Below are 19,247 nucleotides of genomic sequence, written 5' to 3'. Positions count from 1 at the left end.
CGCCAAGGCCATGGCCCGGCCCTGGATTGGAAAAGATCGGCCAGACCTTTGCACCCACGGCCCGACTGCGCTATGCCAGCGAGGCAACAACGATGTGGGAGGAGTTGAGGGATGCTGCGCCGTTCATTCGTGCTGGGCTTTGCCGCCGCCGTGGCGGTGGCCGGTCTTGTCCAGGTCGCCGCCCCGTCGGCAGCATCGGCCGCCGACCGCTTCATCACGGTGGCCTCCACCACCTCGACCGAGGATTCGGGCCTGTTCGGCTCGCTGCTGCCGAAATTCACCGCCAAGACCGGGATCGAGGTGCGGGTCGTCGCCAAGGGCACCGGTCAGGCCATCGACCTCGCCAAGCGCGGCGATGCCGACGTGCTGTTCGTCCACCACAAGCCGTCGGAGGACAAGTTCGTCGCCGAGGGCTTCGCCACCGTGCGCAAGCCGGTGATGTACAACGACTTCGTCATCGTCGGCCCGTCCAGCGACCCGGCCGGCGTCAAGGGCAGCAAGGACGTCGCCCAGTCGCTGTCGAAGATCGCCGGGGCCAAGGCGCCCTTCGTGTCGCGCGGTGACGACAGCGGCACGCACAAGGCCGAACTGTCCTTGTGGAAGACCGCCAACCTCGACCCGGCCAAGGCGGAAGGCGGCTGGTACCGCTCCATCGGCCAGGGCATGGGCCCGACGCTGAACACCGCCGCCGCGATGAACGGCTATGCCCTGACCGACCGCGGCACCTGGCTGAACTTCAAGAACCGCGGCCCGCTGACGGTGCTGGTCGAGGGCGACAAGCGGCTGTTCAACCAGTATGGCGTGATGCTGGTCAACCCGACCAAGTTCGCCCATGTCAAGGCGGCCGACGGCCAAGCCTTCGTCGACTGGCTGGTCTCCGCCGAGGGGCAGAAGGCCATCGCCGACTACCAGATCAACGGCGAGCAGCTGTTCTTCCCGAACGCCAACGAACCGGGGGCGTAAGGAGCGGCGCGTTCCTGCGATCCTGCCGTCCGGAAGGGTCGCAGGAACCGTCCAGCCAGCGTTTGTCCGGACCGTCCCTGACAAGATTCCCATTCCCATCGCCCTGCATTCCCCCATATGAGTGTCCTCAGGCCAGGGGCGTCAGCCCCAAGCGACAGGAGTTTTGGGGACGATGAAGATCGGCGAACGGACGGTGCTCGTCTGCGACTGCGCGCACAGCATCGCGCTGGACGGGCCGGCGCTGGGCAAGGCTTGCGGCGAGGGCGGCGCCCCCACCGTGCACACCCAGCTCTGCCGGGCGCAGCTCGACCGTTTCGAGACGGCGGTCGCCGCCGGCCAGCCGCTGCTGGTCGCCTGCACCCAGGAAGCCCCGCTGTTTGCCGAGATCGCGGCGGAGGTGGCGCCCGACACCTCCCTGACCTTCACCAACATCCGCGAGCGCGCCGGCTGGTCGGACGAGGGCGCCCAGGCGCTGCCGAAGATCGCGGCGTTGCTGGCCGAGGCCGCCCTGCCGATCCCGCCCACCGGTGCGCTGACCCTGACCTCCCAAGGCACCTGTCTGGTCTATGGCAACGACGAGCGCGCCATCGAGGCCGGGCGGGAACTGGCCAAGCGGCTGGACGTCACCATCCTACTGACCAGTGCCAGGGACATCCCGCCGCCGCCGGTGATGGATGCGGCGATCTTCCGCGGACGGATCCGCAGTGCCCGCGGCTGGGTCGGCGCCTTCGAGATCGTGGTGGACGACTACGCCCCGGCCCTGCCCTCCTCCCGCGGCGCTCTGGGCTTCGAGCCGGTGCGGCAGGGGGCGTCGGCCCGTTGCGACCTGATCCTCGATTTGACCGGCGGCACGCCGCTTTTCCCCGATCACAAGCGCCGCGACGGCTATCTGCGGCCCGATCCCAACAGCCCGGCGCAGGTCGCCAAGGCGCTGCTAGACATCGCCGATCTGGTCGGCGAGTTCGAGAAGCCGCGCTTCGTCGACTTCAAGGCCGACCTCTGTGCCCATTCGCGCAGCCGCAAGACCGGATGCACCCGCTGCCTGGACGTCTGCCCGACAGGGGCGATCACGCCGAACGGCGACCATGTCGCCATCGACCCGCATGTCTGCGCCGGCTGCGGCTCCTGCGCCGCGGTCTGCCCGACCGGTGCCGCGACCTACGCCCTGCCGCCGGCCGCCACCGTCTATGAGCGGCTGCGCACGCTGCTGGCCACCTACCGCAAGGCCGGCGGCGCGGCACCGGCGCTGCTGATCCACGATCCGCGCCATGGCGACGCGCTGGTCGGCATGATGGCACGGCATGGCCGCGGTCTGCCGGCCCGTGTGCTGCCCTTCGCGCTGAACGAGGTGACGCAGGTCGGTTTCGACCTGTTCGCCTTGGCGCTCGCCTATGGCTGCACCCATGTCCGCCTGCTGACCGGGCCGGAGAATGAGGGGGAGACCGCCGGCCTCGCCTCGCAGATCGGGCTGGCGGAGGCCGCCTTCAGCGGGCTCGGCTACGGCTCCGGCCGGGTGGCGGTGATCGACGCCGCCGATCCCGACGCGGTGGCGGACGAGCTGTGGGCCCTGCCGGCCGACGCGGTCGAGGCGGGGATGTTCCTGCCGATGGGGCCGAAGCGCACGGTCACCATGCTGGCGCTGCGCCATCTGCACAAGGCCGCCCCGGCCCCGGTGGAGGTTCTGCCGCTGCCGCCCGGCGCTCCCTTCGGCCGGGTGTCGGTGGCTGTCGAAGGCTGCACGCTGTGCCTGTCCTGCGTCGGCGCCTGCCCGACCGGGGCGCTGCTGGACAATGCCGACAAGCCGATGCTGTCCTTCGCCCAGGACGCCTGCGTTCAGTGCGGCCTGTGCAAGACGACCTGCCCGGAGAAGGTCATCTCCCTGGTGCCGGAGATCGACTTCCGCGACCAGGCCCGCGGTGCCGTGGTGGTGAAGGAGGAGGAGCCCTTCTGCTGCGTGTCCTGCGGGAAGCCCTTCGCAACCAAGTCCTCCATCGAGAAGATCGTGACGACGCTGGCGGGCAAGCACTGGATGTTCGCCACGCCGGAAGCCGCCAACCGCATCCGCATGTGCGAGGACTGCCGCGTCCGCGACCAGTTCGAACGCGGCAACGAGCCCTTCGCCCTGGGCCAGCGGCCGGTGCCGCGCACCACCGACGACGACCTGCGCGAACGCGAGGACGCCGAACGGAACGCACAACCGGCGGCGGTGCGGCAAAAGCTGATGTGACGCCGAGCCCCCTTGATCGTCGTCAAAGTCGGCATACCGTGATGTGGAATACGCTCCCGTCACCGTTGCACATGGTGCGTGTGACGAACATATACTGTGGTGGCCCGTCAGCGGCCGCCCCTGGAGTCCAGCGATGACCAACCCTGTGTCCGAAGCCTTGCCGTCAGCCGCCGTCGCTCCGCTGGTCGATCCGTTCGGCCGCAAGGTGGAGTATCTGCGCGTGTCGGTGACCGACCGCTGCGACCTTCGCTGCGTCTACTGCATGGCCGAGGACATGAGCTTCCTGCCGAAGGCGGAGGTGCTGACGCTGGAGGAACTGGACCGGCTGTGCAGCGCCTTCGTCAAGCTGGGCACGCGCAAGCTGCGGCTGACCGGGGGCGAGCCGCTGGTGCGGCGCGACGTGATGCGGCTGATCCATTCGCTGGGCCGCCACATCAAGTCGGGCGACCTGGACGAGTTGACGCTGACCACCAACGGCACCATGCTGTTCAAGCATGCCGCCGGGCTGTATGAGGCCGGGGTGCGGCGGATCAACGTGTCGCTGGACACGCTCGATCCGCACAAGTTCCAGGCCATCACGCGCTGGGGCAAGCTGGACAAGATCCTGGGCGGCATCCAGGCGGCCAAGGACGCCGGGCTGAAGATCAAGATCAACACGGTGGCGCTGAAGGGCGTCAACGACGACGAGATCCACCGCATGGTGGCGTGGTGCGGCGAGCAGGGCTTCGACCTGACCTTCATCGAGGTGATGCCGATGGGCGACATCGGCGAGGGTGCCCGGCTCGACCAGTATTGGCCGCTGACCATGCTGAAGGCCGAGTTGCAGACGCGCTGGACCCTGACCGAGAGCGACCACCGCACCGGCGGTCCCGCCCGCTATGTCCGGGTGGAGGAGACCGGCCAGCGCGTCGGCTTCATCACGCCGCTGACCCATAATTTCTGCGAAAGCTGCAACCGCGTTCGGCTGACCTGCACCGGCACGCTCTACATGTGCCTGGGGCAGGAGGACGCCGCCGACCTGCGCACGCCGCTGCGCGTCAGCGACGAGGACGGCCCGCTGATCGACGCGGTGCGCGAGGCGATCACCCGCAAGCCCAAGGGCCACGACTTCATCATCGACCGCCGCCACCAGGGGCCGGCCGTCGGGCGGCACATGAGCGTCACCGGGGGCTGACCGGACCATGCCCCTGCCCTTCCTGACCGGACTGCGCGTCATCGACCTCGGGCAATATCTGCCCGGCCCCTATGCGGCACAGCTTCTTGGCGACCTGGGCGCCACGGTGGTGAAGGTGGAGCCGCCGGGGGGCGATCCCCGCTGCGCCGGCTCGGACCCGCCGACAGCGACGGCACCACCGCCGCCTACAAGCTGCTGAACGCCGGCAAGACCGTCATCCGCATCGACCTGAAATCGGCCGAGGGACGCGCGGCGCTGGAAGGGCTGCTGGCGAAGGCCGACGCGCTGATCGAAAGCTACCGGCCGGGCGTAATGGACAAGCTGGGGCTGGGCCGCGGGCGGCTGCGGGAGATCAACCCGCGGCTGGTCCATGCCAGCCTGTCGGGCTGGGGCTATGACGGCCCCTATGCGACGCGGGCCGGGCACGACCTGAACTACATGGCGGTCGGCGGCGGGCTGGACGCCTCCGGGCTGCCGGACCGGCCGGTGATCAGCTACCTGCCGGTCGCCGATTTCGCCTCGGCCCAACAGACGGCGCTGGCGGTGGCGGGCGCGCTGCTGGGGCGGGAACGGACGGGAGAGGGCTGTTTCCTCGACCTGTCGATCATGGAATCGGTGCTGGGCTGGCAGGGCATGACCCTCACCGCGGCAGCGCGCGGCACCCAGCCGAAGCGCGGCGAGGCTCTGCTGTCGGGCGGGGCCGCCTGCTACCGCATCTACCGCACCGCCGACGGCCGCTTCATCACCCTGTCGGCGCTGGAGGCCAAGTTCTGGGCCGGCTTCTGCGAGGCGGTCGGCCGTCCCGACTGGATCGCCCGGCAGGAGGATCCCCTGCCCCAGACCGCCCTGACGGCGGAGCTGGAAGCGCTGTTCGCCGGCCGGACGCTGGCGGACTGGAAGGCGCTGCTCGATCCGGTCGACTGCTGTTTCGAGGCCGTGCCGGAACTGGCGGAGGTCCACGACCATCCGCACGTCGCCGCCCGCGGGCAGGTCCGCGTATCGGCCGGCCCGGAGCCGCTGGTGGAGACGCTGATGGGCCTGCGGGTCGACGGCGCCCCGCAGCCGTCCCGCGCGCCGGTGCAGGAAAGCGATGCCGCCGCGGTGCTTACCGACTGGGTGTGAGGATCAGCCTTCCCGCCGGTAGGGCGACAGCTCCTCGTCCAGCGCTTCGATTTCGGCTTCCACCGCCGGACGTTCCTGCTTGAGATAGCGGTCCACCGCGCGGCGGAAGCCGGGGTCTGCGATCCAGTGCGCGCTGTAGGTCGGCACCGGCAGATAGCCGCGCTGGATCTTGTGCTCGCCCTGCGCACCGGCCTCGACCCGCGCCAACCCGCGCTCGATGGCGAAATCCAGCGCACGGTAATAGCACGCCTCGAAATGCAGGAAGCGGTAGCTCCCGTCGGAGCCCCAGTTGCGGCCGTACAGCGCGTCGTCGCCCAGCAGGTTGAGCGCACCGGCCACCCAGTCCCCGCCATCCTCGCACATCACCAGAACCACCCGGTCGGCCATGGTGCGGCCGAGCAGGTCGAAGAAGCGGCGGTTGAGATAGCCGCCGCCCCATTTGCGGTCGGCTGTCTCCAGATAGAAGCGGTGGAAGGCATCCCAGTGCTCCGGCTTCAGGTCGTCGCCGGTCAGGGTGTGCAGCCGCACGCTGCTTTCGGCGACCTCGCGCCGCTCCTTGCGGATCGCCTTACGCTTGCGGGAGTTCAGCGCCTCCAGGAACTCGTCGAAATTGCCATAGCCGCGGTTGTGCCAGTGATACTGCACGCCAAGCCGTTGCAGCCATCCGGCCGTGCCCAGCCGGTCCCAGTCGGCCCGCTCCGGGAAGGTGACGTGGGCGGAGGAGACGCCATAGCGCTCCACCACCTGCTCCAGCGCCGCGACCAGCGCATCGGCGACGGCATCGGCCTGCGGCCCGGGCGCCACCAGAAGCCGCGGACCCGGCACCGGGGTAAAGGGCACCGCCACCTGCAGCTTGGGGTAATAGCTGCCGCCCGCCCGCTCGAAGGCATTGGCCCAGGCGTGGTCGAACACATACTCGCCGTAGGAATGACTTTTCAGATAGGCCGGGACCGCACCCACCATGCGGCCGGCCCCGTCATAGGCGGCGAGATGGCTGGGCTGCCAGCCGGACTTGCCGCACGCCGACCCCGAGTCCTCCAGCGCCAGGAGGAAGGCGTGGGAGAGGAACGGGTTGCCGGGACCGGCGCAGGCGTCCCAGCCCTGCTGGTCCGCCTCGTCGATCCCGGTCAGAACCTTGACGGTGATGGCATCGTTGCCGTCGGGCATGCATGCGTCTCCTTGAACGATGGCAAGGAGGTAGGCGTCATGCCGCAAGACAGCAAGGCACAGCCGCCGCCCTGGCCACCACCCCGGCGCCCATCGGGCCGCTGCCGTCAGGCCACCTCGATAATCGCATCGACCTCGACCGCGACGTTGCCGGGCAGCGACGGGGCGCCGACCGCGGCGCGGGCATGCTGACCGGCCTCGCCGAAGACGTCGCGCATCAGCTCGGACGCGCCGTTGATGACCAGCGGATGGTCGTGGAAGTCGGGGCCGGAATTGACGAAGCCGCCCAGCCGCAGCACGCGGGTGACGCGGTCGAGGTCGCCGCGCAGCGCGGCCTTGGCCTGGGCCAGGATGTTCAGCGCGCACAGGCGCGCGGCGTCCTTGCCCTGCTCCACCGTGAAGTCCTGGCCGACCTTGCCAACGAACTTGCGCTCGCCGTTCCAGACCGTCACCTGGCCCGAGATGTAAAGAGTGTTGCCCGAACGGGTGTAGGGCACATAGGCGGCCACCGGGGCGGCGGCCTGCGGCAACTCGATGCCCAGCTCCGCCAGGCGTGCGTCGATCCGACCGGTCATGATGCTTCTCCCTTCCCTGCTTTGGCCCCTGAAAGGGCCATGCGTTCGATGATTGGGACGTGGTTTGGAGCCCGACCATAGCCCTTGCCGGCGGGGCGGTGGGAAGATTCTTGCCGCCCGGCATCCCGGCAGAACCGTCCGTGAGCGGCAAAAGATTCCGGGAAAGTTTTTCGGACGCCCGGTCCGAACCTTTGGGCCCAACCCTGCCCTTTTTGCCGACCTATTTTTATTCCATAGCAAATTCAGTCACTTATGGCACATCGGAGCAGTTGGCACGGCGCTTGAAAGAGTGGTGTCAGGAAAACGCACGTTGCCTCGCCGGTCAAATGACCAGGGGCGGGGACAGCCTCAGAAGGAGACTAGGACCATGGCCGGAAATGTGACGCTGACCGCTTCGATGCGCACCAACCTGCTGCAGCTGCAGAGCACGCAGTCGCAGATCGACAAGAAGCAGAACATCCTGTCGACGGGTAACAAGATCAATTCGGCTCTCGATGGTCCCACCTCCTTCTTCGCTGCCAAGGGCCTGAACCAGCGCGCCGGCGACCTGTCCTCGCTGAAGGACGCGATGGGCCAGTCGATCAGCACCATCCAGGCCGCCGACAAGGGCCTGACCTCGATCGACTCGCTGGTCGACCAGGCCAAGGGCCTGACCACCGCCGCCTACGCGGCGCTCGGCAACGACGCCGCCTCCGTCGCCACCCGCAAGTCGCTGGCCGGCCAGTTCAACACGCTGAAGGATCAGATCGACAAGCTGGCCGCCGACAGCGGCTATCAGGGCAAGAACCTGATCAACGGCAACGGCATGAGCATGGACAGCACCAGCGCGTCCCGTGCCGCCGTCAACAGCATGACCGGCGTCGACAACGCCCGCGTCACCAACGTCATCTCGGCCGACACCTACTCGATCCGCGTCAAGGGCGACGGCTCGATCGAAGGCAAGACCGCGGACATCTCCAAGACCGAAAACGCGCACGGCTTCGTCGGCCTGAAGCTGTCGGGCACGATGTCCGGCTCGCTGGGCAGCTTCTCCGACGTCCAGATCGAGGTGCGCGGCGCCAACGGCCGGTCCCGCGACTTCATCGTGTCGGACGGCGACGAGAGCCGCACGATCTCCTACTTCGACAACACCCAGACCATCGAAGCGAAGCTGAAGACGGCTGCGAAGAGCGGTTCGGCCCAGGTGTCGACGGTGAATGTCGGCGGGACGATCGAAGAAGGCGATATCTTCACCATCACGGTGGAAGGCCAGTCCTTCAGCTACACCGCCACGTCGGGCGACGTCGCCGTCGGCCAGAACGCTTCGGCCAAGGTGGCCGCCCAGCTGCAGGCTTCGATCACCACGGCCCTCACCGGTAGCGGCCGCCTGGTCGGCAAGGACGTCGCCACCGCCTCCGTCACGGCGACCGGCACGATCACCCTCACCGGCAACGCCACGGCCGGCGCGGTGCGCGAAATGACGGTGACGACCAGCGCCACCAACGCACTGACCAAGAAGATTTCGGAAAGCTTCGCGTCGGGCACCATCGTGTCCTTCACGGTCGACCGCCGCCTGCTGGAATCGGCCAACAACCAGGGCAACGGCATCTCGGTCATCGAGAAGAAGGTCGACCTGCAAATCCAGGTCACCAACTCCAACGGCGCCCAGGTGACCCGCGACGCCACGAACGACAAGGGCGACGGCAAGCTGACGGGGGGTGAGCAGTCCTTCACCTTCGACAGCGGCACCGTCCGCATGGAAATCGACGCCAAGACGATCAAGAAGGCGGCGTCGGCCAACTGCTCGGCCAACATCGTCACCAAGCAGATTTCCGACGCCAACACGTCGAACGACATCACGGTCCAGCTGAACGAGCGCAACACCAACGCGATCACGGTGAACGCGGTCAACCTGTCGACCAGCGGCCAGGGCCTGCAGCTGGACGGCGCGCAGAACAGCTGGATGGACCGCGCCGACATCGACAAGGCGGTCGCCGGCCTGGATCACGCCAAGGCGACGATCCGCTCCGCCTCGCAGAATCTGTCGACCAACCTGAACATCATCACGACCCGCGAGAGCTTCACCAAGGAGTTCAGCGACGTGCTGACGGAAGGCGCCAGCAAGCTGACGCTGGCCGACCAGAACGAGGAAGGCGCCAGCCTGCTGATGCTGCAGACCCGCCAGCAGCTCGGCACCATCGCCCTCTCGCTCGCCAACCAGTCGCAGCAGTCGATCCTGCGTCTGTTCTGATCCGGGACAGCGATCCGACACATGGAAAGGGGCGCCCCCCGCCGGGGCGCCCCTTTCCGTTTCCGCGCTTTCCAACGCCGGCAGGCGCCGGTCACCGCGGGCGCAGGCTCTCCGCGATCAGCGCACGGGCATCGGCCGCCAGCGCGGCGCGGCCCTGGCTCCGCGTGTACATCATGTGGCCACCGGGATGCACCGTCACCGCAACCCGGCCGCGTTCGCCCTCCGGCAGTTCCAGCCTCGACGCCACCCAGCGCGAGGCCATGTAGGGCGTGATCAGGTCGGTGCGGCCATGGACGATCAGCACCCGCAGCGCCGGCTGAAGGGTCAGTGCCGTTTGCAACGCGTCCACCGCGCTCGGCACCGACATGCGCGGCCACTCCCAGTTCCGGTTCACCCGGTCGCTGAGCAGCCGGTAGGGAGACTCGGTCCGCACCGCCAGCGCATCGTGGGCATAGGCGGCGAAGGCCGTGGTATAGGTCGGCACCGTGCCCTTCAGGAAGGGATCGAACGGCACGCGCGGCGCACCCGGATCGGGATCGGGAGCGGTGAAGGTGCCGTCATAGATGCTGAGGATGCGGCCGCGGTCACGCAGAAGCTCACGGGTGAAGACACCCATCGGCACGCGCCCGCGCTGGCGCCGCACCGTCTCCACCGGCAGGCCGGTGATGCGCGCCACCTCGGCGAAGACGTCCCGAGCGTCATCGAGCCGTCCATAGTCGAGACCGGCCAGCCCGGTGAGATAGGGACCGAGGGCAAAGCGCTCCGCCGCCTCCGCCGCCTGTTCGGGCGTGCCGGGGGTGCGGCCGAGCGCGGCGGCGGAGGCCGCCATCGACGGCAGCTTCCAGGCCGGACCGAGGATGCCGTCCTCGTCGATGGCGGCGAAATCGACGACGGGGGATACCAGGATCAGCCCGTTCACCGCGAGCCCGACCTGATCGATCAGTTCGTCCGCCATCTTCGCGATGCGGAAACCGCCGTAGCTCTCCCCCGCCAGGAAGGTCGGCGAAGACCAGCGGCCATTCCGGGTCAGCCAGAGCCGGACGATCTCGGCCATCGACCGCGCATCGCCGTCCACCGACCAGAAGCGCTTTTCCGTCTCGTCGGGCTTCACCGCGCGGCTGTATCCGGTGCCGACCGGATCGATGAAGACCAGATCGGTGAAGGCCAGCCAGCTGTCGGGATTGTCGACCAGCGGGGCCGGCGACGGCGGCAGGGCCCCGTCGGGACCGAAGGCGACGACCTTCGGACCGGCGGCACCCAGATGCATGTAGGCCGACGCCGCCCCCGGCCCGCCGTTGAAGACGAAGGTGACCGGGCGCGGACCGGCGGCCGGCGTCTTGGGCTCGGCGGTGTAGGTCACCGTGAAGATGCGCGCCGCCAGCTCCTCCTTGGCGCCGTCGCGCAGCGGCAGGAACTCCGCCGTCGCGGTGTAGGCCAATGCACCGTCCGGCAGCGGCAGGCTGTGGCTGGTCACGCTGCGCTGCGGATCGAACCCCCGCAGCTCGTCCGCTTTCGAAGCATCGGCCTTTCCGGATTCAGGCTTGTTGCCGTCCGACTTGGCCCCTTCCGGCTTGGCAGCCGCCGATCCGGCATGCTCCGGCCGGTCCTGCTGGGCACCGCCATCCGCATCGGCGGCGGACGCGGTCACCAGCGGCGGAAACAGCAGGGCCGGGAGCAAGGCCATCGCCAGCAGACGTGGCAGGCTGCGGTTGCGGCGGGACATGGGCAGGGGCTGCATCGGCAAATCCAAGGCGGTTTTCCGGATCGGTCTCCGGGCCTCGCATATTGCGGCGGCGGCTTCGATCCGCAACCCGCACATTTTTGCGCGGGCCCGCGCCGGCCGCCTTGCCGGGCCGACGAAAAAGCGCATCTTGAGTAACCCAAAAAGGTAACGTCTTTTAGGATAAAGTCCGTTTATTGCCCATGCGGGCCAACTTTGACGGGATGCGCCGACATGTTCCTTCCACGGCACGCCACGATCCGCACACGTTTGTTTCTCGGCTTCGGCGTGGTTCTTGTCCTTCTGATCAGCCTGACCGTCATCGGCGTCCGCGAGGTGCGGAAAATCGACTCCGACCTCACCCGGATCAACGAGGTCAACAGCGTCAAGCAGCGCTATGCCATCAACTTCCGCGGCAGCGTCCATGACCGGGCCATCGCCCTGCGCGACGTGGTGCTGACCACCGACCCGGCGACCCTGTCGCTGGTGCTGGCCGATATCGACCGGCTGGCGGCCTTCTACGAGGACTCCGCCAAGCCGCTCGACGCCATGTTCGCCGGCATGACCGACATCGAGCCGGAGGAACGGCAGCTTCTGGCGAGCATCAAGGAGATCGAGGCGAAGAGCCTGCCGGCGATCAAGACGGTCATCGCCGCCCGCAAGGCGAACGACATGGCCGCCGCGCAGAAGGGGCTGATGCAGGACGCCCGCCCGGCCTTCACCGAATGGCTGAAGCGCATCAACGCCTTCATCGACCTGCAGGAGCATAAGAACCAGACCATCGCCGCGCGTGCGCGCAACGTCGCCAAGGGCTTCCAGACGCTGATGCTGTCGCTGTGCGGTGTCGCCCTGCTGATGGCCGGTGCCTTCGGCCTGTGGACGGTGGCCGCCCTGCGCCCGCTGCGCCGCCTGACCAACGCCATGCTGACGCTGGCGCGAGGCGATCTGACCGTCACCGTCCCGGCATCGGATTCCAAGGACGAGATCGGGCAGATCACCGGTGCGGTCGAGGTGTTCAAGGCCAACGCGGTGGAAGCCGATGACTTCCGCCGCCGTCAGGCCGAGGCGGAACATGCCGCCGAGGAGCGCAAGCGGGCCGAGATGGCGGCGCTGGCCAACCGGTTCGAGAACGAGGTGAAGGGCGTGGTCGACAGCGTCGCCTCCTCCTCCACCGAGGTGCGGGCGCTGGCGAAGTCGCTGGCGACCACCGCCGACCATACCGAGACCCAGGCGACTACCGTCGCCGCCGCGTCGGAGCAGGCATCGGTCAACGTCCAGACCGTGGCCGCCGCCGCGGAGGAACTGGCCGCCTCCATCTCCGAGATCGGCCGCCAGATCGGCGAAAGCAGCCGCAAGGCAAAGCAGGCCGCCGACCAGGCCGACGGCACCAACCGCATCGTCGACGGCCTGTCGTCCAAGGCCAACCAGATCGGCGATGTGGTGAACCTCATCAACTCCATCGCCGGGCAGACGAACCTGCTGGCGCTGAACGCCACCATCGAGGCGGCGCGGGCCGGGGAGGCCGGCAAGGGCTTCGCCGTCGTCGCCAGCGAGGTGAAGAGCCTCGCCAACCAGACCGCCAAGGCGACCGGCGACATCTCGCAACAGATCGCCGAGATCCAGACGGCCACCGCCGACGCGGTGGAGGCGATCCAGAGCATCGCCGCCACCATCGGCGAGGTGAACGTCATCGTCGGCACCATCGCCCAGGCGGTCGACGGGCAGAACGCCGCCACCATGGAGATCGCCCGCAACGTCCAGCAGGCGGCGGCCGGCACCAACGAGGTCTCGTCCTCCATCGGCGGCGTGCTCCAGGCGGCGTCGGAAACCGGCAGCGGCGCATCGCGCCTGCTCTCCTCGTCCGGGGAGCTGTCGAAGCAGGCGGAGCTGCTGCACACCCAGGTTGACCGCTTCCTGGGCAGCGTGCGGGGCCAGGTCTGACGCAAGCGCGCGAACGGCCGGGCGTTCGCGCGACACCTCAAAAAAACCCCTATGGGACTCAGCATATGAAATTGCCTATCCTGCACGGATGATGCGTCAATCCATTCCGCGCACCAATGAAGGGTTGTGCAGATGTCCGTCCTGACCCTGTCCCGGAAATTGTCTCTGCTGCCTTTGTCCTTCGCTCTGGCCTTGCTGGTCGTGGGGGGCGTCGCCGTCTCGGCGCTCTCCATGGTCGATGGTGCGAACCGTCAGGTTCTGATCACGGGGGAAGCCCTGTCGAATCATCAGGCGGGCGACATGATGCACGACGCCCTGCGAGCCGACGTGCTCGCCGCTCTTCTGACCGGCCCGGACGGAGCGGAGGCGGAGCGGGACGAGGTTCGAAAGGATCTCAAGGAACATGCCGACACGTTTCGCGACGCGTTGAGCGCCAACCGGCACCTTGTCTTGAGTCCCGCCATCGGCAGGGGTCTGGATGACCTGCTGCCCGAGATGGAGGAGTACATCCGGGCGGCGGAGGGGCTGATCGAGGTGGCCCTGCGCGACAGGGCGAAGGCAAAGGACGGGCTTGCCGGCTTCCTGGAACTTTTCCATCGGTTGGAGGAGCGCAACGACGCCCTGTCCACCTTGATCCGGGCGGAAAACCAGGCGAGCAACGGCAACTCCGCCACCATCACGACCTACGCCTATGTGCTGATCGGCATGGTGACCGCCCTGGCCATCGGCGGATCGGCCCTGATGGCGCTGGTGATCGGCCGCTCGATCACCCGGCCGCTCGACCGGGCCGCGGACGGAATTGCCGAGATCGGGCGCGGACGACGCGATATTGCATTGAAGTATCCGGTGGACGATGCCATCGGCCGGGTGACCGCGGCGGTGATGCTGATGCAAAACCAGGCGAGCGATCTCGACCGCCGCCGGACCGAGGAAGAGACGCGGCGGGACGAGGAGCAGCGCAAGCTTGCCGCCCTGAACGACGCCACGGACCGCTTCACCCATCAGACCGAGATCATCCTGAGCGGGCTGGGCACCACCAGCGAACAGCTTCAATCCACCGCCGGCACGATGTCCGAGGACGCAGGGCGCGCGGCGGACGAGGTCGGTCATGTGCGCGGGCATGCGGACACCGCGAGCCGCATCGTGAGCGACGCCGCCACCGGAGCCGATGGGCTGGGAGCCCTCATCGACGAGGTGGGCCGCCACAGCGGGCAGGCCGCCCGGATGACCGCCGACGCCGTCCAGCGGACCGATGAAGCGGCGGGCCGCATCCGCGACCTTGCCGAGGCGTCGCGGCGGATCGGCGAAGTGGTCGGCCTGATCAATTCGATCGCCAGCCAGACCAACCTGCTGGCGCTGAACGCCACCATCGAGGCGGCACGTGCCGGGGAGGCCGGCAAGGGCTTCGCCGTGGTCGCCGGCGAGGTCAAGAGCCTGGCGGGGCAGACCGCGCGTGCAACCGATGACATCCAAAGCCAGATCGCCGGCATCCAGACCATCGTGGACGAAGCGGTCCATGCCATGGACGGGGTTTCCCGGACGGTCGACGGGGTCCGCGACAGCGGGGCGGCCATCGCGGATGCGGTGTCGCGGCAATCGGACGCGGCGGAGGGCATCCTACGGGCGATGAAGGACGGGTCGGGCGCGGTGACGGCGATGTCCGGCATGCTGGGCGGCGTCCACGACGTCATCCTGCGGACCGACCGCACCGCCGGCGAATTGGCCGGGGCCGCGGCCAAGCTGCGCCGGGAGATGCAGCAGCTGCGGACGGATGTCGACAGCTACACCCGCACCGTGCAGACGGCCTGACGGCGGATGCCCGGTTCCCGCCGGGATGAGCGAGGAAGGATGGTCGGGAATTGCGAATCGCGCCCTCCCCCGCTACACAATGGGCATCCGCGCGATGCCATCCCGTTTTCCGGAGCCCTTCTTCCATGTCGACCCTGCCCGATCAGGCCACCATCGCCGCCACCGCGGCCAAGATCCTGCTGGAGATCAAGGCGCTGCACTTCAACGCCGAGACGCCCTTCATCTTCACCTCGGGTTGGGCCAGCCCGGTCTACACCGACTGCCGCCGCATCGTCTCCTTCCCGCGCGCCCGCAAGGCGCTGATGGATTTCGCCGTCGCCACCATCGAGCGCGAGATCGGCTATGAGGCCATCGACGCGGTGGCGGGCGGCGAGACCGCCGGCATCCCCTTCGCCGCCTGGATCGCCGACCGGCTTGAACTGCCGATGCAGTATGTCCGCAAGAAGCCGAAGGGCTTCGGCCGCAACGCCCAGATCGAGGGCCTGCTGACCGAGGGGCAACGCGTCCTGCTGGTCGAGGATCTGGCGACCGACGGCAAGAGCAAGGAGAACTTCGTCACCGCGCTGCGCAATGGCGGCGCCCAGGTGACCGACACCTTCGTGATCTTCCACTACGGCATCTTCCCGCAGTCGAAGGTCAACATGGACGCCATCGGCGTGCGCCTGCACGCGCTGTGCACTTGGTGGGACGTGCTGAAGGTCGCCCGCGACAACCGCTATTTCGACGAGAACACCCTGTCGGAAGTCGAGAAGTTCCTGAACGACCCGGTCGGCTGGTCGTCCGCCCACGGCGGCAAGTCGAGCATGTGAGTTCGGCGGGGGGCGGTGGAACCGCCGTCCCCCCACGGATGTCAGGCCTGGGTGCCGTCCGCCGCCGCCTGTTCCGGCGTTGGGGCATGGGCGAAGCGAACCCGGACGATCTCCCAACGGTCCTGCGCCCCCTCGACGCACCCATCGCAAGGCCTGCGGTCCAGCACCTCGAAGGACAGCGAGGACAACCCGTCGCCGGCGGGAATCTTTCCTGCCGACCAGAGCTTTTGAAAATGGCGGCGGTTCACCAGGGAAATGGGGGACGGCGTCGCGTCCGGCGTGAAGCCGTCGTTGACATGGTCGAGCGGATGGAAGCGTCCCTTGCGCCGGCCGGTTGGGATTCGGCGCGCCCGGATGCGCAGCGAGAGGTCGAAATCCTCGTATCCCCAGCCCCAGAAGCCATTGGAATAGCCGTCGACCTGCCGCATCGCCGCGTTCGGCATCAGCAGCACCATGCCGAACGAGCTTTCCAGGTCGGTCGTCACCGTGCGGTCGGAAACCCCCGGCGCCACCGGCCGCCGCTCGGCCCCGTACCAGATGATCGGCGTCGGGCAATCGGCCCAGGAATAATCGGCATCGGCCGGCAGATAATCGATGTCGTGCAGGCAGACATAGTCGCTCTGCCCCTCGCCCAGCAGGAAGCCGGCATTCTTCAGCGCCCCGCGGTTGAAAGGAAGCCCGTCCTCCTGCTCCACGAAGGTGACGCGATAATCGATCGGTTGCGCCAGACGGTCGAAATAGGCGCTCACCCAGGGAACGAACTGCCGGAGATGGTCTTCGCGATCCCGGTAGGGGACGACGATGTGGAGCCGCGCTCCTGTGCTCTCGCCGGTGATCATGCGTTCTCCCCTCTTCCCTGTATGGCGGATGCCGGACCGCCGGCCTCCTCGGCCGCGACGGTGATCGGGCGCGGCTCCCCGCCGGCCCGGTGACTATCCCACATCGCCCGGTAGGCCGTCTCCAGATGCCGGGTGAAGCGCAGCGTGTCGAACAGCGGACAGACCGGCAGGTTGCGCGCCAGCCGCTGCCGCAGGTCGCGGAGCCGTCCGGGCGACCGGGCGAGCGCCACCGCCTCCGCCTCATAGGCCTCCTGCCCGTCGACGATCAGCTCGGGCAATCCGGCCGCCCGCAGCAGGCTGGCCGCCACGCGCCCGGCGAAGGTCGTCCCGCGCCGGGTCAGCACCGGCAGCCCCGCCCACAGCGCGTCGCTGGCCGTCGTGTGGGCGTTGTAGGGAAGCGTATCGAGGAACAGGTCGGCCAGCCGGTGCCGCGCGAGATGCTCCGCGTGCGGCAGAGGTTGGGCGAAGACGAACCGGTGGGGATCGAGACCGCGGGCCTCGCCCTCGCGGCGCAGGTTGACCGCAACCTGGGGATTGCCGGCATAGAGCCACAGAACGCTGCCCGGCACCGCCGCCAGGATGCGCGCCCAGCCGTCGAACAAAGCGGGCGTCAGCTTGTAGGCGCTGTTGAAGCAGCAGAAGACGAAACCGTCCTCGGGCAACCCGCAGTCCCTGCGCGTCGGCGTGGCCTCGGCGATGGTGCGGCGGCGGTCGTTGGGCTGGTAGCAGTCCGGCAGCCGCACAACCCGCTCGCTGAAGAAGCCGTCCTCGCCCGGCGCGATCACCGTGGGATCGGCGACGATGTAGTCGACATAGCCAGCCCCAAGCGTCCCGGGATAGCCCAGCCAATTGACCTGCACCGGGGCGGGCCGGGCCGCCAGGATCGAGGTGCGCGAGAAGGAGGTGAAGCCGGTCAGATCGACCAGGATGTCGATGCCGTCCGCCGCGATTGTCCGCGCCGCATCGGCGTCGGTGTGGCGGCGCAGGTCGACGAAGCGCTCGATCCCGCGCTGGAACCGCTGGCGCAGCGCGCTGCCGTCGTCGAGGCCGGTCGAATAGGCGGTGACGGCGAAGCGGGACCGATCATGGCTTTCCAGCGCATCGACCATCAAATGGCCCATGGCATGCTCACGGAAATCCGCGGACAGATAGCCGATCCGCAGCCGCCCATCGCCTGCGGCCGCCGCCGGCCGTGGGACGGTCCCGGCGCCGCGGGCCTTCGCCATCGCCCAGCGGGCCGCGGCGGATTGCTGGTCGGCGAGGGTCGAGGCGCAGGACAGGACGTCGAAGGGCGACACCCCCTCCGCCCCGGCGCGCACCTGCCGGAGAAGCTGCGCCTCCAGCGCGTCCAGATCGCGCCAGTCGCACAGAAGTCGCTGCTGATGCACGAGTTGGCCGAGGGCTGCGGCATGGCCGGGAACCAGCCGGAGGACCCGCCGGCAGGCATCCGCCGACTGCGTGCTCCAGCCGGCCATCGCGGCGGCCATCGCCAGATCGGCCTGGGCATCCGGCTCGCCGGGAGCCAGCGCCACCGCCTTGCGCAGAACGGCGACCGCGGCATCGGGGCGGACGGCCTCCGCCAGCACACTGCCCAGCCGCCGCCAGGCCTCGCCGTTCGCCGGCTGCCTCGCCAGCAGGGCCCGCAGGACCGCCAATGCACCGTCCGCTTCGCGCAGCCCCGACAGGGCCTGGGCCAGATTGATCTCGGCCACCGGAAAGTCTGGTTGCAGCTCCAGTGCCGCACGGTATTCGGCCACCGCTTCGCGCGAGCGTCCGAGGTCCTGCAAGGCGCTGGCAAGATTGTTGCGCGCCGCCGGGCTCGACGGCTCCAGCCGGGCTGCGGCCGACGTGGCGCGCCATGCCTCCTCCAGCTGCCGCACCGCACCGGCGGCATTGCCCAGGGCCAGCCAGTTGCGGGCGCTCCCCGGATCGAGCGCGACCGCAAGACGGCCGGCGGCGAGCGCCTCCGCCGGGCGACCGCCGGCATCGAGCAGGCAACTCAGGTTGTGCCAGCAGTCGGCATCCTGCGGCGCCAGGCCGGCCGCCTTGCGGAAGGCGGCTTCCGCCTCGGCTCCCTGTCCGATGGCATGGAGCGCCACGCCCAGCTTGGACCAGGACGCCGCGTCGGCGGGATCGATCCGCGCCGCCTCGCGATGAGCGGCGGCGGCCTCCGCGAAGCGGCCGAGGTCCTGAAGGGCGACGCCGAGGTTGTTGTGGACCTCTGCCAGATGGGAAAAGCTCGCCAGCACCTTGCGGTAATGGGGCTCGGCATCCTGCGGGCGCCCCTCCCGGTGCAGGGCCATCGCCAGACCGTAATGGGCGTCGGCCGATGCGGGGGCGACCCGCAGAGCGGCGGCATAGACCGTCGCCGCCGCATCCCAGCGGGCCATACCGGCCATCGCCGCTCCGAAATCGAGATAGACCTCCGGGTCCTTGGCGATGGCCAGCGACTTCTGGAACAGGACCACCGCGTCGCGCGGGTTGCCCAGCCGCAACTCCACCACCCCCAGCCGGTGCAGGGCCGCCGGGTTCTGCGGCTCGGTCCGCAGGACGTCGAGGTAGCGGGCCCTGGCCTCCTCCAGCCTGCCGGCGTTTTCCGCCGCCACGGCACGGGCAAAACTGGTCATGCGCTGCTGCCGATCGCCGCTGGCGGTTGAAGGGAATGGACCGG

General features: G+C 68.8%; 14 protein-coding genes. 9 read left to right on the top strand and 5 right to left on the bottom strand.

What is annotated here, in order from left to right; genetic code table 11:
* Positions 1-111: 111 nt before the first annotated feature.
* The 5 genes from ABNQ39_RS01815 (at position 112) to ABNQ39_RS01795 (ending at position 5,486) form a co-directional block, all read left to right on the top strand.
* The gene (locus ABNQ39_RS01815; protein WP_376958467.1) at positions 112-963 is read left to right on the top strand and encodes a substrate-binding domain-containing protein; all 852 of its coding nucleotides are present in this window, start codon (positions 112-114) and stop codon (positions 961-963) included.
* 172 nt (positions 964-1,135) lie between these two features.
* Positions 1,136-3,190, top strand: coding sequence for a 4Fe-4S dicluster domain-containing protein (locus ABNQ39_RS01810; RefSeq protein WP_376958466.1), 2,055 nt, complete (start codon positions 1,136-1,138; stop codon positions 3,188-3,190).
* Positions 3,191-3,323: 133 nt separating this feature from the next.
* Positions 3,324-4,364, top strand: a complete 1,041-nt coding sequence (gene moaA, locus ABNQ39_RS01805) for a GTP 3',8-cyclase MoaA (RefSeq protein ID WP_376958465.1) — start codon at positions 3,324-3,326, stop codon at positions 4,362-4,364.
* A 7-nt stretch (positions 4,365-4,371) separates the two neighbouring features.
* Positions 4,372-4,563 carry a CoA transferase gene (locus tag ABNQ39_RS01800; protein WP_376958464.1) on the top strand — a complete coding sequence of 64 codons (192 nt, stop codon included), beginning with the start codon at positions 4,372-4,374 and terminating at the stop codon, positions 4,561-4,563.
* Positions 4,506-5,486: a CaiB/BaiF CoA transferase family protein gene (locus tag ABNQ39_RS01795; RefSeq protein WP_376959744.1), complete on the top strand. Its 981-nt coding sequence runs from the start codon at positions 4,506-4,508 to the stop codon at positions 5,484-5,486. The genes ABNQ39_RS01800 and ABNQ39_RS01795 overlap by 58 nt, the downstream gene beginning before the upstream one ends.
* Positions 5,487-5,489: 3 nt before the next feature.
* On the opposite strand, the gene ABNQ39_RS01790 is transcribed toward ABNQ39_RS01795, so the two are convergent.
* Both ABNQ39_RS01790 and ABNQ39_RS01785 read right to left on the bottom strand, forming a co-directional pair.
* On the bottom strand, positions 5,490-6,653 hold the full coding sequence (locus ABNQ39_RS01790; protein WP_376958463.1) for a GNAT family N-acetyltransferase: 1,164 nt from the start codon (positions 6,651-6,653) through the stop codon (positions 5,490-5,492).
* Between the two features lie 107 nt (positions 6,654-6,760).
* Positions 6,761-7,228, bottom strand: a complete 468-nt coding sequence (locus ABNQ39_RS01785) for a RidA family protein (protein WP_376958462.1) — start codon at positions 7,226-7,228, stop codon at positions 6,761-6,763.
* Between the two features lie 367 nt (positions 7,229-7,595).
* Between ABNQ39_RS01785 and ABNQ39_RS01780 the strand changes: the two genes are divergently transcribed.
* The gene (locus ABNQ39_RS01780; RefSeq protein ID WP_376958461.1) at positions 7,596-9,458 is read left to right on the top strand and encodes a flagellin; all 1,863 of its coding nucleotides are present in this window, start codon (positions 7,596-7,598) and stop codon (positions 9,456-9,458) included.
* 91 nt (positions 9,459-9,549) lie between these two features.
* Here ABNQ39_RS01780 and ABNQ39_RS01775 read toward each other — a convergent pair whose 3' ends face one another.
* Positions 9,550-11,196, bottom strand: coding sequence for a S10 family peptidase (locus ABNQ39_RS01775; protein WP_376958460.1), 1,647 nt, complete (start codon positions 11,194-11,196; stop codon positions 9,550-9,552).
* A gap of 216 nt (positions 11,197-11,412) precedes the next feature.
* Here ABNQ39_RS01775 and ABNQ39_RS01770 point away from each other — a divergent pair, with 216 nt between their 5' ends.
* The 3 genes from ABNQ39_RS01770 to ABNQ39_RS01760 all read left to right on the top strand — a co-directional run bounded on the left by ABNQ39_RS01770 (position 11,413) and on the right by ABNQ39_RS01760 (position 15,737).
* Entirely contained in the window at positions 11,413-13,119 is a 1,707-nt protein-coding gene (locus tag ABNQ39_RS01770; protein ID WP_376958459.1) for a methyl-accepting chemotaxis protein, read from the top strand.
* A 132-nt stretch (positions 13,120-13,251) separates the two neighbouring features.
* A complete protein-coding gene (locus ABNQ39_RS01765; protein ID WP_376958458.1) occupies positions 13,252-14,928 on the top strand; it encodes a methyl-accepting chemotaxis protein in 1,677 nt (558 codons plus the stop codon).
* A gap of 125 nt (positions 14,929-15,053) precedes the next feature.
* The gene (locus ABNQ39_RS01760; protein ID WP_014247028.1) at positions 15,054-15,737 is read left to right on the top strand and encodes an orotate phosphoribosyltransferase; all 684 of its coding nucleotides are present in this window, start codon (positions 15,054-15,056) and stop codon (positions 15,735-15,737) included.
* Positions 15,738-15,778: 41 nt separating this feature from the next.
* On the opposite strand, the gene ABNQ39_RS01755 is transcribed toward ABNQ39_RS01760, so the two are convergent.
* Positions 15,779-16,576: a galactosyltransferase-related protein gene (locus ABNQ39_RS01755; RefSeq protein ID WP_376958457.1), complete on the bottom strand. Its 798-nt coding sequence runs from the start codon at positions 16,574-16,576 to the stop codon at positions 15,779-15,781.
* Positions 16,573-19,203 carry a tetratricopeptide repeat protein gene (locus ABNQ39_RS01750; protein WP_376958456.1) on the bottom strand — a complete coding sequence of 877 codons (2,631 nt, stop codon included), beginning with the start codon at positions 19,201-19,203 and terminating at the stop codon, positions 16,573-16,575. Before ABNQ39_RS01750 ends, ABNQ39_RS01755 begins: the two co-directional genes overlap by 4 nt.
* Positions 19,204-19,247 lie beyond the last annotated feature (44 nt).

The organism is Azospirillum sp. A26 (assembly GCF_042604635.1).
GTDB classification, from domain to species: domain Bacteria; phylum Pseudomonadota; class Alphaproteobacteria; order Azospirillales; family Azospirillaceae; genus Azospirillum; species Azospirillum palustre.
This window is presented reverse-complemented; position numbering and strand designations above follow the sequence as displayed.

What these genes read in the sequence shown, in the direction of transcription:
- ABNQ39_RS01810 (WP_376958466.1), top strand. Translation starts at nt 1,136, where the DNA reads ATGAAGATCGGCGAACGGACGGTGCTCGTCTGCGACTGCGCGCACAGC.
- ABNQ39_RS01760 (WP_014247028.1), top strand. Translation starts at nt 15,054, where the DNA reads ATGTCGACCCTGCCCGATCAGGCCACCATCGCCGCCACCGCGGCCAAG.
- ABNQ39_RS01750 (WP_376958456.1), bottom strand. Translation starts at nt 19,203, where the DNA reads ATGACCAGTTTTGCCCGTGCCGTGGCGGCGGAAAACGCCGGCAGGCTG.
- ABNQ39_RS01780 (WP_376958461.1), top strand. Translation starts at nt 7,596, where the DNA reads ATGGCCGGAAATGTGACGCTGACCGCTTCGATGCGCACCAACCTGCTG.
- ABNQ39_RS01800 (WP_376958464.1), top strand. Translation starts at nt 4,372, where the DNA reads ATGCCCCTGCCCTTCCTGACCGGACTGCGCGTCATCGACCTCGGGCAA.
- moaA (WP_376958465.1), top strand. Translation starts at nt 3,324, where the DNA reads ATGACCAACCCTGTGTCCGAAGCCTTGCCGTCAGCCGCCGTCGCTCCG.
- ABNQ39_RS01790 (WP_376958463.1), bottom strand. Translation starts at nt 6,653, where the DNA reads ATGCCCGACGGCAACGATGCCATCACCGTCAAGGTTCTGACCGGGATC.
- ABNQ39_RS01785 (WP_376958462.1), bottom strand. Translation starts at nt 7,228, where the DNA reads ATGACCGGTCGGATCGACGCACGCCTGGCGGAGCTGGGCATCGAGTTG.
- ABNQ39_RS01770 (WP_376958459.1), top strand. Translation starts at nt 11,413, where the DNA reads ATGTTCCTTCCACGGCACGCCACGATCCGCACACGTTTGTTTCTCGGC.
- ABNQ39_RS01815 (WP_376958467.1), top strand. Translation starts at nt 112, where the DNA reads ATGCTGCGCCGTTCATTCGTGCTGGGCTTTGCCGCCGCCGTGGCGGTG.
- ABNQ39_RS01775 (WP_376958460.1), bottom strand. Translation starts at nt 11,196, where the DNA reads ATGCAGCCCCTGCCCATGTCCCGCCGCAACCGCAGCCTGCCACGTCTG.
- ABNQ39_RS01755 (WP_376958457.1), bottom strand. Translation starts at nt 16,576, where the DNA reads ATGATCACCGGCGAGAGCACAGGAGCGCGGCTCCACATCGTCGTCCCC.
- ABNQ39_RS01765 (WP_376958458.1), top strand. Translation starts at nt 13,252, where the DNA reads ATGTCCGTCCTGACCCTGTCCCGGAAATTGTCTCTGCTGCCTTTGTCC.